14 protein-coding genes and 1 pseudogene are annotated in these 14,723 nt (G+C 60.9%); 5 read left to right on the top strand and 10 right to left on the bottom strand.

The features are described 5' to 3' along the window. Nucleotides 1-564 precede the first annotated feature (564 nt). The 4 genes and pseudogenes from FBY04_RS33170 to FBY04_RS07660 form a co-directional block, all read right to left on the bottom strand. Complete coding sequence (locus FBY04_RS33170; protein ID WP_371850932.1) at nucleotides 565-1,269, bottom strand: methyl-accepting chemotaxis protein; 705 nt, start codon at nucleotides 1,267-1,269, stop codon at nucleotides 565-567. Nucleotides 1,270-1,473: 204 nt separating this feature from the next. Then, nucleotides 1,474-1,650 (bottom strand): annotated as a pseudogene (locus tag FBY04_RS33165) (HAMP domain-containing protein); the annotation flags it as partial. A gap of 984 nt (nucleotides 1,651-2,634) precedes the next feature. Then, complete coding sequence (locus FBY04_RS07665) at nucleotides 2,635-4,017, bottom strand: PLP-dependent aminotransferase family protein (protein ID WP_145314897.1); 1,383 nt, start codon at nucleotides 4,015-4,017, stop codon at nucleotides 2,635-2,637. A gap of 254 nt (nucleotides 4,018-4,271) precedes the next feature. Continuing rightward, nucleotides 4,272-5,033: an SDR family oxidoreductase gene (locus FBY04_RS07660; protein ID WP_084322014.1), complete on the bottom strand. Its 762-nt coding sequence runs from the start codon at nucleotides 5,031-5,033 to the stop codon at nucleotides 4,272-4,274. A gap of 102 nt (nucleotides 5,034-5,135) precedes the next feature. Here FBY04_RS07660 and FBY04_RS32315 point away from each other — a divergent pair, with 102 nt between their 5' ends. Both FBY04_RS32315 and FBY04_RS07655 read left to right on the top strand, forming a co-directional pair. Further along, nucleotides 5,136-5,273: a hypothetical protein gene (locus FBY04_RS32315; RefSeq protein WP_159439541.1), complete on the top strand. Its 138-nt coding sequence runs from the start codon at nucleotides 5,136-5,138 to the stop codon at nucleotides 5,271-5,273. Continuing rightward, nucleotides 5,270-6,274: an NADP-dependent oxidoreductase gene (locus tag FBY04_RS07655; RefSeq protein WP_084322013.1), complete on the top strand. Its 1,005-nt coding sequence runs from the start codon at nucleotides 5,270-5,272 to the stop codon at nucleotides 6,272-6,274. The genes FBY04_RS32315 and FBY04_RS07655 overlap by 4 nt, the downstream gene beginning before the upstream one ends. A 138-nt stretch (nucleotides 6,275-6,412) precedes the next feature. Here FBY04_RS07655 and pyrF read toward each other — a convergent pair whose 3' ends face one another. Beyond that, nucleotides 6,413-7,111: an orotidine-5'-phosphate decarboxylase gene (pyrF, locus tag FBY04_RS07645; protein ID WP_167362965.1), complete on the bottom strand. Its 699-nt coding sequence runs from the start codon at nucleotides 7,109-7,111 to the stop codon at nucleotides 6,413-6,415. 293 nt (nucleotides 7,112-7,404) lie between these two features. On the opposite strand from pyrF, the gene FBY04_RS07640 reads away from it, so the two are divergent. From FBY04_RS07640 to xopAW, 3 genes are all read left to right on the top strand, one after another. After that, entirely contained in the window at nucleotides 7,405-8,163 is a 759-nt protein-coding gene (locus FBY04_RS07640) for a response regulator (RefSeq protein ID WP_145314896.1), read from the top strand. Then, the gene (locus tag FBY04_RS07635) at nucleotides 8,163-9,212 is read left to right on the top strand and encodes a HAMP domain-containing sensor histidine kinase (RefSeq protein WP_145314895.1); all 1,050 of its coding nucleotides are present in this window, start codon (nucleotides 8,163-8,165) and stop codon (nucleotides 9,210-9,212) included. The genes FBY04_RS07640 and FBY04_RS07635 overlap by 1 nt, the downstream gene beginning before the upstream one ends. Before the next feature lie 189 nt (nucleotides 9,213-9,401). Beyond that, complete coding sequence (gene xopAW, locus FBY04_RS07630) at nucleotides 9,402-10,253, top strand: XopAW family type III secretion system calcium-binding effector (RefSeq protein ID WP_145314894.1); 852 nt, start codon at nucleotides 9,402-9,404, stop codon at nucleotides 10,251-10,253. Between the two features lie 125 nt (nucleotides 10,254-10,378). Here the strand turns inward: xopAW and FBY04_RS07625 are convergent, their stop codons facing one another. The 5 genes from FBY04_RS07625 to FBY04_RS07605 all read right to left on the bottom strand — a co-directional run bounded on the left by FBY04_RS07625 (nucleotide 10,379) and on the right by FBY04_RS07605 (nucleotide 14,687). Continuing rightward, nucleotides 10,379-11,434, bottom strand: a complete 1,056-nt coding sequence (locus FBY04_RS07625) for an AI-2E family transporter (protein ID WP_084322008.1) — start codon at nucleotides 11,432-11,434, stop codon at nucleotides 10,379-10,381. A 70-nt stretch (nucleotides 11,435-11,504) separates the two neighbouring features. Continuing rightward, the gene (locus tag FBY04_RS07620; RefSeq protein ID WP_084322007.1) at nucleotides 11,505-12,311 is read right to left on the bottom strand and encodes a DUF4892 domain-containing protein; all 807 of its coding nucleotides are present in this window, start codon (nucleotides 12,309-12,311) and stop codon (nucleotides 11,505-11,507) included. 8 nt (nucleotides 12,312-12,319) lie between these two features. Next, nucleotides 12,320-12,979, bottom strand: coding sequence for a glutathione S-transferase family protein (locus tag FBY04_RS07615; RefSeq protein ID WP_084322006.1), 660 nt, complete (start codon nucleotides 12,977-12,979; stop codon nucleotides 12,320-12,322). Nucleotides 12,980-13,029: 50 nt separating this feature from the next. Further along, on the bottom strand, nucleotides 13,030-13,884 hold the full coding sequence (locus FBY04_RS07610; RefSeq protein WP_084322005.1) for an alpha/beta hydrolase: 855 nt from the start codon (nucleotides 13,882-13,884) through the stop codon (nucleotides 13,030-13,032). Beyond that, nucleotides 13,881-14,687 carry an alpha/beta fold hydrolase gene (locus FBY04_RS07605; RefSeq protein WP_084322004.1) on the bottom strand — a complete coding sequence of 269 codons (807 nt, stop codon included), beginning with the start codon at nucleotides 14,685-14,687 and terminating at the stop codon, nucleotides 13,881-13,883. Before FBY04_RS07605 ends, FBY04_RS07610 begins: the two co-directional genes overlap by 4 nt. Nucleotides 14,688-14,723 lie beyond the last annotated feature (36 nt).

Below are 14,723 nucleotides of genomic sequence, written 5' to 3'. Positions count from 1 at the left end.
CTTCGCGAGCAAGCCCGCTCCCACAAGATCAGCGTATGTCGGCGAGAACAGGTCGGCTGGCAGGCCGTCTTCGCCAGCAAGCCGGCTCCTACAGGGGGCAGGGGCATTAGCGGAAATCGGGTCGGCTGTCAGGCCGCCATCGCCAGCAAGCCGGCGCCTACAAAAGCAGATCGGCGTACACCCGCTTCTCACCACTCATCAGGCCGAGCGTTAGCTCGCCTGCAGCTCTTGATCTTGATCCACCCGCCCCTTCGGGAGGCTGAGTGGAGGTGTTCATCCGGGGAGTGGCGCGCAGCGCCGTTCGACGCAGTCGAACTCATCGCATGTAGGTGCCAGCGAAGCCAACCGGAGGGCGATGCCCCCGGATGAATACCGGAGCGAAGGAACGCCGAGCCTCAGCGAGGGGCCGGACGCTCGGGGCGAGACCTTTTGGTTCCTTTTGGGGCGTTTGCCAAAAGGGACTCGCCGTAAGGGCGAAACCGCCAGCCGCCGCTACCGCAGAAATGGATATGCACACGAACAGAAAGAACCTGGTCGGCTACCAGGCCGCCAAGGTCTAAAACGTCAGAGCCTGAAATGCCCGACCATCCCCTTCAACTCAACCCCCAACTGCGCCAGCTCAATACTCGAAGCCGCATTCCCCTGCATCGCCAACGAAGACTGATCCGCACTGGCCCGAATACTGGTCACACTGCGGTTGATCTCCTCAGCCACCGAACTCTGCTCCTCCGCAGCCGCCGCGATCTGCTGGTTCATCTGCTGAATCAACGACACCGCCGCCGCAATGCTCCCCAGCGCACTCTCGGTCTGAAGCGCATCACTGACCGCCAGCTTAACCAACTCACCACTGCTCTGAATCTGCTGCACCGACGACTGCGCCGCCGACCGCAAGGCGCTGACCAGTCGCTCGATTTCCTCAGTCGATTGCTGGGTCCGCCTGGCCAGAGCCCGCACCTCATCGGCAACCACCGCAAACCCCCTGCCCTGCTCGCCGGCGCGTGCCGCCTCGATGGCCGCGTTCAGCGCCAACAGATTGGTCTGCTCGGCCACACTTTTGATAACACCGAGCACTGTGCCGATATTCTGGATTTCCGCACTCAAGCTTTCGATGCTCGAACTGGCCGATGATGCCGAATCCGCCAGTTGCTCGATCCGCGCCATGCTCTGGCGCACCACCGCCTGGCCACTTTCGACCTTGCCGTCCGCCGTCTGTGCGGCTTGGGCAGCCTCTTCCGCGTTACGCGCAACGTCGTGCACCGTAGCGGTCATCTGATTCATGGCCGTAGCGACCTGCTCGGTTTCTTCCTTCTGACTGCTGACCTCAAGATTGGTCTGCTCAGTCACCGCCGACAGCGACTGAGCCGAACTCGCCAACTGTTCGATACCCGCCTGCAAACCGCTGACAATACTGCTGAGCCCCGCCCCCATCTGCTGCATGGCCTGCATCAATTGGCCGATCTCATCACGACGAGTCACTTCAATCGTCGAACTCAAATCGCCCGCGGCAATCTGCTGGGCAACGCGAATCACACTGCGCAGCGGCCCGACGATCAATCGGGTAATCACCCACGCCGCGATCAGCCCGACCAGCAAGGCCAGGGCCGACGAGCCGATAATCAGCACCGAGTTCTTTTTCAACTCGGTCTGCATCGACTGGTCTTCGGCCACATAGGCCTGGTCTACCCGCTCCACCACCTGCGCGGCGCGCTGATGCAACTGCTCGTAGACGGTTTTTTCCTGAGCCAGCAGGCCAGTGTATTCCGCCAGTTTTTCGCTGAAACCGCCGATATGCCCGACCACTTCATTGAGAACGGTCAGGTAGCCCTCATCCTTGACCGTGGTTTTCAATTGCTCGGCCTGAGTCAGCGCCTGGTCGGCCTGCTCGATCTTGCCTTGGGCGCTGTCGTCACCCTTGCGGCTCTGGTCGAGGCGCACACGTGCTTCGTTCATGGCTTGCAGCATCAGCCGCGATACCTGGCTGACCTGATTGGCCTGCTCGATAAACTGGGAACCGTCCTTGCCTTCGGATTCCTTCAAGGCATAGGCGCCATCATCGGCAAGCCCGGCCTGCAGCACGTCGAGATTATTGGCCACGCTGGAGACCGACCAACTGGCCATTTCCAGCGCCAGGTCCTTGGCCTGACTCAGCGAGACGAATTCGTCAAACGCTTTGCGGTAAGCCCCCAACGACTGCTCGACGTCACTCATCACAGGAACGTTGGCCGGCGATTGCGCCTTCAGCTGATTCGCCAGGACGATCAGACCATCGACCCCCTCGTGCAAGGCCGTGACAACTTTCGGGTTGCCGTGCAAGGCGTACTCCTGCTCGAGCAGGCGCACCTTGAGCAAGCCACTGTTGAGCGACGACATCTGTTTGAGCCCGTCGAAGCGATGGCTGATGGTTTGCAGGGACCACACGCCGATGGCCGCCACCAGAGCTGTCAACAACAGCACCAGTAAAAACCCGACACCCAGTTTTTTTGCCATACCGAGGTTGGCAAAACGTCCTTGCACGGCCGAAATCATTGCACTTAGTCCCCTGACATAGTCTGTTGACGCAGATTCGCAACGGGCCTGTGTCAACACAAGTCTCTGGCGTCGGAATAATGGCAAAAAGCTACGCCCACGTCGTTTTCAGAACGCTTGAGGTCGATCCGGAGCGGTGGCCTGAAAAAACGCCCGGGCTCGCGAATCACAGGCGCAGGCCACATTGATACGCTGCCAGTCACTGGCCTCACTGGCAGGACTGAATGCCGTCGCGGAAGACAGCAGGACGCCGAAGCGCCTTGCCTGTGTTCGCACGTGAGCGTAGTCGGACTTGCGCGATCGCGCCCAGATGAACAAACCGCCAGCGGGTTTACCGAAAACCTCCCACTCGGCATCCTCCAGTACCTGCAGCGCGGCCTCTCGGTCATGTCTGAGACGCTGTCGCAGCCGCAATACCAACTTGCGATAGGCACCGCTGGCCAACAGACAGGCAAGCACCGATTCGCAAAACCCGGAAGCGCCCAGACTGCTGATCCGCTTGACCTCGGTCAGTCGCGAAATAACGGCGGTACCGGCCACTACAAAGCCGACCCGCAATGAACTGCTGAGGGTTTTGGAGAAGCTGCCGACGTAGATGACGTTGTCATCAGTATCCAGCGCAGCGAGCCGCGTACCGGGGCCACTGTGAAAGTCCGCGTAGACGTCGTCTTCAATCACCAACACGTCATGGTTTTTGGCCAGATGCAGAATCCGCTGCGCCACCCCCGGCGCGAGGTTGCTGCCCGTCGGGTTGTGATAGAAGCTGTTGATGAACAACGCTCGGGGCTTTTTCTCAAGCAGCAGTGCCTCGAGCACCTCGATGTCAGGTCCGCGCGGGGTGCGCGGCACTTCGATCATCGAGACGCCATGCAGCCTGAGCAACTCGAACAGCAAGGAATAACCGGGACTTTCGACCACGACGCAATCACCCGGTTTGAGCAAGGTACGCACGATCAGGTCGAGCCCCTGACTGGCCCCGGCTGTCGTCATGACCCGGTTTTCTTCTGCGTCGATGTCAAGCTGGCTCAGGCGCTTGATGATTTGTTGACGTAACGCAAGCAGCCCCAGCGGCGTGCTGTAATTGAACAGGCCAGCCATGTCGGTACGGCTGACCTCCCGGATTGCGTAAGTCAGATCATCTGTCTCACGCCAGCTTTCGGGGAGCCCGCCGCCCCCCAGTTTCAACGTGCTCGCGGCGTCGACTGTCTGTAACTCCGAGCCCTCTAACCAGGGTGAATCTGCAGCGACCAACGTTGGGGCAGCGACTATGAATCCGGCGCCATGACGCGACGCCAGCACCCCTTGAGCCACCAGCCGATCGCAGGCTTCAACGACGCTGGACTGGCTGAGTAAATTGGTCCGTGCGATTTGCCGCGCAGACGGCAAACGCGTCCCTGGTTCTATGCCGCTCTGACGCAGCCAGTACGCAAGCGCGTCGACGACTTGCTGTACGACCGGCACCAAGGCCTGTCGATCGATTCTCAATTCCATGAGCAAGCAAACTCCTGTTCGTTTGACGGCATGAGTTAATCACAGGCGCGCTCGATGGGCTGTGCGACAACGCCGTCAAAACTTGCGGTTCTAACCATTTGAAACACATTGCTGAGATGTTCACGAAGGGGGAAAAAGCGGGGGGGGGGGTGAGGCTGGGCGTACCTATCCGTTGCTGTAGTAAAGGCTGATATGGGGTCCGCCCATATCAGCCATCACCGAAGAAACAGATACATCCGAAGAACCGCGGCGAATCAAAACGCCGTAACCCCCCCATCCACCGCCAGCGAATGCCCCGTAGTGAACGCAGCACCATCGCTGCACAGATACAGCACTGCACTGGCAATTTCTTCAACCTTGCCGATACGACCCACCGGGTGCATGGCGTTGGCGAACTCGCCCTTCTTCGGGTCCGCTTCGTAGGCGCGGCGGAACATGTCGGTATCGATGACTGCCGGGCACACCGCATTCACGCGGATTTTTTTCTTGGCGTATTCGATGGCCGCCGATTTGGTCAGGCCGATCACCGCGTGTTTCGACGCTGCATAGATGCTCATCTTCGGCGCAGCGCCAAGACCTGCGACCGAAGCGGTGTTGACGATTGCGCCACCGCCCTGTGCCAGCAACAGCGGCAACTGGTACTTCATGCACAGCCAGACGCCTTTGACGTTAACGCCCATGATCGCGTCAAACTCGTCGACCGTACCCTCGGCCAATTTGCCTTTTTCAATCTCGATGCCAGCGTTGTTGAAGGCGTAGTCGAGACGGCCGTAGGTATTCACCACCTCGTCCATCAGATTTTTTACATCGCTTTCCACGGTGACGTTGCAACGCACGAAGGTCGCTTCGCCGCCTGCCGTGCGAATCAGCGCCACGGTGCCCTCGCCACCGGCCGTGTCCATGTCGGCCACCACCACTTTCAACCCTTCCGCGGCGAACGCCTGGGCGGTCGCGCGACCGATACCGTTGGCGGCGCCCGTTACGACGGCGACCTGGCCGGAAAACGTCATGCTCATTGTTTTGTCCTCGAAGAGAAGAATGCGGGGGTTCGCGTGGGCCCAGTCTAGCCATTGGCGCTACCGCCACGGCAGCACTATCAGAAGGCCGGTTGAGCGCCCATGAGTTGCAGTGATAGAACGACCGGCCTGACTATCACTGCACTGGATCAGGCTGCATTCGCCGCATCAGCCAAACTTGCGGCGGCGACCATGAAGGTCTATCAACAAGGCTTCATTCATCTTGAGTGCCTGTCATGACTACCCAGACCAATCGCCAGTTCCTGCTCGCCAAACGTCCGGTGGGCGCGGCTACCCGCGAGACGTTCACCTATCAGGAAGTGCCGGTCGGAGAACCGGCCGCGGGTCAGATCCTGGTCAAAAACGAATATTTGTCCCTCGACCCGGCCATGCGAGGCTGGATGAACGAGGGCAAGTCCTACATCCCGCCGGTCGGTATCGGCGAGGTCATGCGCGCATTGGGCGTAGGCAAAGTCGTGGCGTCGAACAATCCAGGCTTTGCGGTCGGTGACTACGTCAACGGCGCCCTGGGCGTGCAGGATTACTTCCTTGGCGAGCCGCGCGGTTTCTACAAGGTCGATCCGAAACTGGCACCGTTGCCGGTTTATCTGTCCGCGCTGGGCATGACCGGGATGACCGCCTACTTCGCCCTGCTCGATGTCGGTGCACCGAAAGAAGGTGACACCGTGGTGCTCTCCGGTGCGGCCGGGGCGGTCGGCAGCATTGCCGGGCAGATTGCCAAGATCAAAGGCTGCCGTGTGGTCGGCATCGCGGGCGGCGCGGACAAGTGCAAGTTCCTGATCGACGAACTGGGCTTTGACGGCGCCATCGATTACAAGAGCGAAGATGTCGTCGCGGGCCTCAAGCGTGAATGCCCGAAAGGCGTCGACGTTTATTTCGATAACGTCGGCGGCGACATCCTCGACGCGGTGCTGAGCCGCCTGAACATGAAGGCTCGGGTGGTGATCTGCGGCGCCATCAGCCAGTACAACAACAAGGAAGCGGTCAAAGGGCCAGCCAACTACCTGTCGCTGTTGGTGAACCGCGCGCGAATGGAAGGCTTTGTGGTGATGGACTACGCCGCGCAGTTCGCCGCTGCCGGGCAGGAAATGGCCGGCTGGATGGCCAAGGGGCAGCTCAAGAGCAAGGAAGACATTGTTGAAGGACTGGAGACATTCCCGGAGACGCTGATGAAGTTGTTCAGCGGGGAGAATTTCGGGAAGTTGGTGCTGAAAGTCTGACCCGAAATTTAAATTCACCGCAAAACCAATGTGGGAGCGGGCTTGCTCGCGAAAGCGGTGTGTCAGTCGACATCAACGTTGACTGACATACCGCTTTCGCGAGCAAGCCCGCTCCCACATTTGATCTTCAGCGTCTGGTCAGGCGATTTCAGCGACTACGTCCGCCAACGCCTTGGCCGGATCCGCCGCCTGGCTGATCGGACGGCCAATCACCAGATAATCGGAACCGGCATCCAGCGCCTGACGCGGGGTCAGGATGCGGCGTTGATCGTCCTGGGCGCTGCCTGCCGGACGAATCCCCGGGGTCACCAGTTGCAACGACGGGTGAGCCGATTTCAGGGCCTGGGCTTCCAGCGCCGAGCACACCAGACCGTCCATCCCGGCTTTTTCCGCGAGTGCCGCCAGGCGCAGCACCTGCTCCTGCGGCTCAATGTCCAGACCGATGCCGGCCAGGTCTTCACGCTCCATGCTGGTCAGCACGGTCACACCGATCAGCAGTGGTTTCGGCCCGGTGCGCTGGTCCAGCACTTCACGGCAAGCAGCCATCATGCGCAGACCGCCGGAGCAATGGACGTTGACCATCCACACGCCCATTTCTGCCGCAGCCTTGACCGCCATGGCGGTGGTGTTCGGAATGTCGTGGAACTTGAGGTCCAGGAACACTTCGAAACCCTTGTCGCGCAAGGTGCCAACGATTTCCGAAGCGCAACTGGTGAACAGTTCCTTGCCGACTTTGACCCGGCACAGTTTCGGGTCCAACTGGTCGGCCAGCTTCAGTGCGGCGTCACGGGTGGGGAAATCCAGGGCGACGATGATAGGAGTCTGGCAGACGGACATGTGCGGGCTCTCAGGCAGGACGAAATCGGCGCGCATTGTAGCGGAACCTGCGCGGCTGCGGGACCCGATGATCGGTAAATCGTCGTCGGCGCTCAGCCAAGACTAGCCCTTTCGCCGATTGTGTCGAGACCGATACATACACGACACGCCTGCAACACCCTTGCCCGCTACCCTCGGCAGCCGCAACACGTCCTTACAGCACTTCCCGCCTCCGGGCCGGACGCCTATGCTGAAGCCACAACCTCGCAGCCTATCTTTGTGGTTGGCAGCCTACCTGGCAGATGAACGCACGCATGCACAGCACCCAAGCCCCCTTGAATGACGATCAAAAAGCGCCTGGCGACGACAAGCGCTGGAGCATTCGCGCGCTGATCGTCGACGATGATGTCCCGATCCGCGAGCTGATGATCGATTACCTGGCCCGGTTCAACATCCACGCCAGCGGTGTCACCGATGGCGCTGCCATGCGTCTGGCGCTGCAAGCCGAGCATTTCGACGTGGTGGTGCTCGACCTGATGCTGCCCGGTGAAGACGGTCTGTCGCTATGCCGCTGGTTGCGCGCCGAGTCGGACATTCCGATCCTGATGCTCACCGCGCGCTGCGAACCCACCGACCGGATCATCGGCCTGGAACTGGGCGCCGACGACTACATGGCCAAGCCGTTCGAACCGCGAGAACTGGTCGCGCGGATTCAGACCATTCTGCGGCGAGTGCGCGACGACCGCACCGAACAGCGTGCGAACATTCGCTTCGACAGCTGGCGCCTGAACAGCGTGCTGCGCCAATTGATCGCGGCGGATGGCCTGGTGGTTCCGCTGTCCAACGCCGAATTCCGTTTGCTGTGGGTGTTCATCGAGCGTCCGCGCCGAGTGCTCAGCCGCGAACATTTGCTGGATGCGGCGCGCGGTCGCTCGATCGAAGCCTTTGATCGCAGCATCGACCTGCTGGTCTCGCGCCTGCGCCAGAAACTCGGCGACGACCCGAAAGCCCCGCAGTTGATCAAGACGGTACGCGGTGAGGGTTACCTGTTCGACGCCCGAGACATCGGCTGATGCGTGCGCGCTTCGATACGCTGTTCGGCCGCCTGTTTGGCGTGCTGCTGGTGGCGATCATCCTGGCGCATCTGCTCGCGTTTGCCTGGTTTCATCATTACGGTCCACCGCCACCGCCTCCGCCGCCCGAGTTCTTCAAAGGTCTGGAAGGGCAGCGCCCGCCGATGGACCCACGTTTCGAAAACCGGCCACCACGGCCGTGGTTCGGTGGGCCGCTGGTGCCGCTGACGTTCCAGTTGATCTCGCTGATCATTGCAGCCTGGTACGGCGCAAAACTACTGAGCCGGCCGATCCAGCGCCTGAGTGACGCCGCCGAGCGCCTGAGCGAAAACCTCGATAGCCCGCCGCTGGACGAGTCAGGCCCACGGGAAGCCCGGCAAGCGGCCTACACCTTCAACCTGATGCAAAAACGCATCATCGAACAAATGCAGCAGCGTTCGCGGATGCTTGGTGCAGTCTCCCACGACCTGCGCACGCCGCTGTCCCGGCTCAAGCTGCGGCTTGAGCAGATCGACGACAACAAGCTGCAAGGCCAGATGCGCCAGGATCTGGACGACATGATCAGCATGCTCGACGCCACCCTCACCTACCTGCACGAGCAGCGCACCAGCGAGGCCCCGCAGTGGATGGACGTGCAGGCGCTGGTCGAATCCCTGAGTGAAAACGCCCAGGACCAGGGTTCCGATGTCCAGGCCACCGGCCACTGCGCACCGTTGCAGGTGCAGCCGATGGCGCTGCGTTCATGCATCAACAACTTGCTGGATAACGCCCTGCGTTATGCCGGGCAGGCGCAGATCGCGCTTGAAGACCATCGCGAACACCTGGTGATTCGGGTGATCGACCACGGACCGGGGATCGCAGAGGATAAACGCGAAGCTGTGTTCGAACCTTTCTTTCGCCTGGAAGGTTCGCGCAATCGCAACTCCGGAGGTGTCGGGCTGGGCATGACCATAGCTCGCGAGGCGGCTGAACGGTTGGGGGGAGATTTGAATCTGGAAGAAACCCCCGGTGGTGGCCTGACCGCCGTCATTTGGCTGCCTCGCACTTGAGCCACACATCGATCTAATGTGGGAGCGAGCAAGTCGAATCGTCGCACCGCCGCTCCCACAGGGATCTGTGTCTGAGCGGAGATCTGTGTGTACCACTCGGTACAAACCCCACATACCCACAACAACTAGTTCCTTGAGGCTGCAAAAGCCGGTGCACCCGCCGGCTTTCCAATCCAGGGAGTGAGCCCAATGATCGGTAGCGTCAGCAACTACACGAGCTATAACAGCACCGCCAGCAGCACCACCAGCAATGCCCGCAGCCAGCAATTCCAGAAAGAACTGCTCTCAAAACTCGACACCAACAGCGATGGTTCGGTGGATCAGGACGAGCTCAAGAACGCCCTGTCACAGAAATCCGATGACGGTCTGCTGGTCAGTCTGAGCAAAAACTTCGCCGACCTGGACGGTGACGACAGCGGCAGCCTGAGCAGCGCAGAAATGGCCGCGATGGCGCCTCCTCCGCCACTGTCGCGTGATCAAGCGCCGGACACCGAATTGGCCGACGCGTTGATCAGTGCTCTGGATGCCGACGGTGACGGTGCCATCAGCGGCGACGAACTGAGCAACGGTCTGAGCAGCGCCGGCAGCAGCGCTGACAGCACGGAAATCTTCTCGGCCCTGGACAAGAACGAAGATGGTGTCGTCAGCAAGGACGAGCTGGCCGCCAGCCTCGCCCCGCCACCGCCTCCACCTCGGCAGGTGTCCGGCGAAGCGCTGTTCAGCCAGCTCGATGCGGACAGCGATGGCAGTGTCAGCGCCACCGAACTGGGCAGCGCGTTGCAGGCGAGCGACAGCACCTCATCGACCAGCACCGACACCAGTGCTGCGTTGCTCAAAGTATTGGATAGCGACAGCAGTGGCGGAGTCAGCAGCGACGAGTTGAAAGCTGCGCTGCAGGTCGGTCGCGAGAAGAACAGCGAAAGCTCCACCGATCAGGCGAACGTGGCAGAGGCGCTGAACAAAATGATCGCCAACCTGAGCAAGCAGTACTCGCTCGACAAGGTAGCGACGGTGGGCAAGTACCTGAACGTGGCGACCTGACCAGGACGCTCACGAAACCAATTGTAGGAGCCGGCTTGCTGGCGATGGCATCATCGCGGTTTACCTGCAACACCGCGGTGATGCCATCGCCAGCAAGCCGGCTCCTACAAATTTTGTGAAGGCAGTCAGGGCCGGCGATCTTCCACCCGCGCCTGACTCTTGCTCCAGTCGGTCAACAGGCTATACGCCACGGCCAACAACGTCGGCCCGATAAAGAGGCCGATAAAACCGAACGCAATCAGTCCGCCAAACACCCCCAGCAGCACGATCACCAATGGCAAATTCCCGCCGCGACTGATCAGGTAAGGCTTGAGCACATTGTCGACTCCGCTGATGATGAACGTGCCCCAGATCCCGAGGAAGACCGCCATCCCGTACTCGCCCTTCCAGGCCAGCCAGGCAGTTGCCGGTATCCACACCAACGGCGGCCCCATGGGAATCAGGCTGAGCATGAAGGTGACAATGCCAAGCACCAGCGCCCCAGGAACTCCGGCAATCAGGAACCCGATCAACGCCAGCACCGCCTGGGCTGCGGCCGTCCCGATCACGCCGTTCACCACGCGCTGAACCGTACCCGCCACCAGTTCGATGTAGTAACCGGCGCGATCACCGATCAATCGTTGCAGCAGGCCGTGGACAAACGCCGCCAGGCGCGGCCCGTCCCGGTAGAAAAAGAACACGAACACGATGCTCAGCGTCAGCTCGAGAATGCCGCCGCCAATCTGTGCACTGCGCGCCAGCAGCCAGTTACCGACCTGCCCCAGATAAGGTTTGAGCGACACCATCATCGCCGCGCCTTGCTGATCGATACTGTTCCAGATCACCACCAGCCGTTCACCGACAAGAGGGACACTGCCCAGCCAGGTCGGCGCTTCCGGCAAACCATCCATCTGCACATCCTTGATGAACGCCGTGGCATCGCGCACATGGTCCGCCAGGTTGAAACCCAGCCACACCAGCGGCACCGCCACTACCAACATCCAGCCAAGGGTCAGCAATGCCGCCGCCAGGGACTCGCGACCGTTGAGCCAATGCGTCAGCAAGCGCATCAGCGGCCAACTGGCAAAGGCCAGCACCGCCCCCCAGAACAACGCCGACCAGAACGGCGCCATCACCCAGAAGCTCGCGCCAAACAACACCAGGAGCAGGATTTGCACCAACAGCCGATCGTTATTGATCATCTGAATCTCGAAAAAAAGTCAGTTCGCAAAAGAGTAGGCGAACGCGGCCAGCGCGCCCGCCTGATCCAGCTTATCGCAATAGCTCGATGTGCAGGCCAGAGCCTTCGACGCTGCCCGTCTCCATCCGCGCCGATCGTACCCCCTGGCTGATTAATGCCTGACGCCAGGCTTCGGCATTGGGTCCTGAAACGGTCACCCGCAAGGTCGTGTCCAGGTTCAGGCCGCGCGAGAGCAAGCGCAACCAGGTCTCGTCGGGCGCGTTGGTCAGTTTCGGGAAATCGAGTTCACCGGTGCTTTTGAGCTCTCGCAACAAGGTCGCGGAGGTGGGCAGCAGATCACCCAACGGTGCGGCAGCATCGAACTGTTCAACGTGCAGATAGGCTTTGCGATTGCCGCGAGTGATACTGTACAGCGCCACCAGCGTGTTGTCCTTTGGTGCCGCCAACCGCAACAGCAGATAGGCCTGCTGATCGTCAGCGCCATAAAGCTTGGCATTGCCAAAGACTTCATTGGCCCACAGGCTGCTTTCACCGCAATCACGGGCCTGGCACCAGAACAGCAATTCGGCACCCTGCTTCTGCAAGGCTTCGCGAGCGACGGTAAACGCTTCGGTAGACGAATGCTCCGGAGGCAACTCGTAGGTCACCGAAGTGGTTTGTCCACGGGCGCTGACCTGACCGTCGAAGCGCAATTGGCCGCTGATCTTGCGGATCGAACCCAGCGGATAGATCCGCTCAAGTTCGACCGCCGGGCGATAGTCGACGATCTGCGAATCGGTCACCCGCGGCACGATCGGCAGGTCCTGACTGCCCGGCACATCGGCGGCAAACACCAGAGGACTGAAACAACACAGCGCCAGCAGACTGATTGAACGCATGGATAAGCTCATCGGATCAGCATGGCCTGGGCACCCTTGATGACGCTGGCGTCGTCGATGCGTTCGGGCACCAGCAACCCACGCTGCACCGCCGGACGCGCTTCCATATTCGCCATCCAGCGTTGCAGGGCCGTCAAGCCGTCAACGTCGACACCTGACCACTCGTGGCCGCGCACCCACGGATAAGTGGCGATGTCGGCAATGCTGTAATCGCCGGCGAGGAATTCCACGTCCTGCAGGCGCGTGTCGAGCACTTCATACAGGCGACGGGTTTCATGCTGATAGCGGTCGATGGCACCCTGGAGTTTTTCCGGAAAATAACGGAAAAACACGTTGGCCTGGCCCTGCATCGGGCCGATTCCTCCCATCTGGAACATCAGCCACTGCAATACCACCGAACGCCCCTTCGGGTCCCGGGGCAACAGTTTTCCGGTCATTTCAGCGAGGTAAATCAGGATGGCGCCCGATTCGAACACGGCAAAATCGCCGTTGGCGCGGTCGACAATCGCCGGTATCCGGCCATTGGGGTTGATCTTGAGGAAGTCCGCGGACTTCTGTTCCTTCTTGTCGAAACTCAAGGCGTGCACCGTGTAGGGCAGGCCGAGTTCCTCGAGCACGATAGAGACCTTGTGGCCATTCGGGGTCGCAGCGGTGTAGAGATCTATCATGGTTGTCTCCCATTTCAACCCGCCCAGCCTCGACAGTTGCCCGGCGCAAGTCAAGGAACGGCGAAGAACCGATTGAAACAGTCTGCGACAAGGTCGGCACCGGGTTCGTCATTCAGGTGCAAATGATGACCGCCAGGCAGCTGTTCACGGCTAAAGGGTAGACGCTCCAGCAACTCGGGATGTTTGGCGAGCATGCCGTCAGCCGCGACGACCAGCAGCGCAGGACAACTGACCCGCTGGACGAAGGCCATGGCCTGTTCGGTGGTCAGACGCAACGGCGACGGCAGCGTCAGGCGGTTGTCGGTACGCCAGGTGTAGCCGCCCGGCACCGGCATCAAGCCACGCTGGGCCAGCAGTTCGGCGGCTTCGCGGCTGACGGCCACCAGACCTTTCATACGCGCTTCGATGGCGCGGTCGAGGGTGTTGTAGACCGGTTTGCTTTTCTCCCGCAGATCCAGCTGCGCTTGCAGGGCCATGCCCATGCGCTCAGCCGCATTTTCGCCTTTGTCTGTAGGAGGAATGATGCCGTCGATCAAGGCCAGATGGGTGACACGTTCCGGCAGCGAACCGGCAATGATCAACGAAGCGATCGCGCCCATGGAATGGCCCATCAGCGCAAAACGCTTCAAGCCAAGTTGTTCGGCGACTTGCAGCACGTCATGGGCGTAGTCCCACATCGCGTAACCGGCACCCGCGGGACGATGCCCGGAATGACCGTGTCCGGCCATGTCCAGCGCAATGATGCGCAGCCCTTTGAGTTTCGGCGCCAACCGGGCAAAGCTGTTGGCGTTATCCAGCCAGCCGTGCAAGGCGATCACCGGCAAACCGTCCTCGGGACCGAACAGGTGCGCTGCCAGCTCGATGTGCGGCAGGCTCAGGCGGACTTCTTCGACGACATGGCTCATGCACATTCCTGCTGATGGCGACCGTCCCAGCGGCTGAACAGGTTTTTCAGCAGCAAGGCCGTGTCCTGGGGACGTTCAAGTGGAAACATGTGCCCGCCCGGCATGGTCAGGGATTCGCCCAACGGCATGCGACCGACAGCACTGGCGTGATGACGCATCACCACGCGGCTCTTGTGCCCACGCACCACCGCCAGCGGCACCTTCAACTGCCGAGCGCGGCCGGGGCTGGTGTCCGGCACACCACGGTAGATGCTGATTTCCGTGGCCGGGTCGAAACGCAGGCGCAGTTTGTCGCCAACCTTGCACAAACCGTGTTGCAGGTAGGCGTCGAAACATTCCGGATCGAAGCTGCGAAACAGGGTTTTGCCAGCGAAATAGCGGCGGGCACTTTCGAGGTCGGCGAACTCTTCCCGACGCCCCAGCGTGCGGCCCGCCGGAGTCAGGCGGTCGATAAAACCAAAGCGTTTGGCGGCACGAATCACCCACTGATCGGCGCGGGTCAGCACCGGTGAATCGAGCATCACCACGCCGCGGTACAGCTCGGGACAGCGCAACGCGGCGTGCAGGTGCAGCACACCGCCGAAGGAATGGCCGACGCCCCATACCGGCTCCGCTTGCTGTTTGAGGTGATGAATCAGCTCGTCCACCAGGTTGTGCCAGTTGTCGTCCGCCGGGAAACGCGGATCGTGGGCGTGCTGCTCCAGATGCGTCACCTGATACTCGGGCGCCAGCGCCGCGAACAGCTTGCCGTAGGTCCCCGAAGGAAAACCGTTGGCGTGGGCGAAAAATATCTGCTGCGACATACCAGTCGTTCCATCAACCAAAAACAGAACCCGATT

Origin of the sequence: Pseudomonas sp. SJZ080 (genome assembly GCF_007828295.1) — a bacterium.
Taxonomy (GTDB): Bacteria; Pseudomonadota; Gammaproteobacteria; order Pseudomonadales; family Pseudomonadaceae; genus Aquipseudomonas; species Aquipseudomonas migulae_A.
Note: the sequence above shows the minus strand (reverse complement) of the source record. Positions and strands in the feature narration are given on the sequence as shown.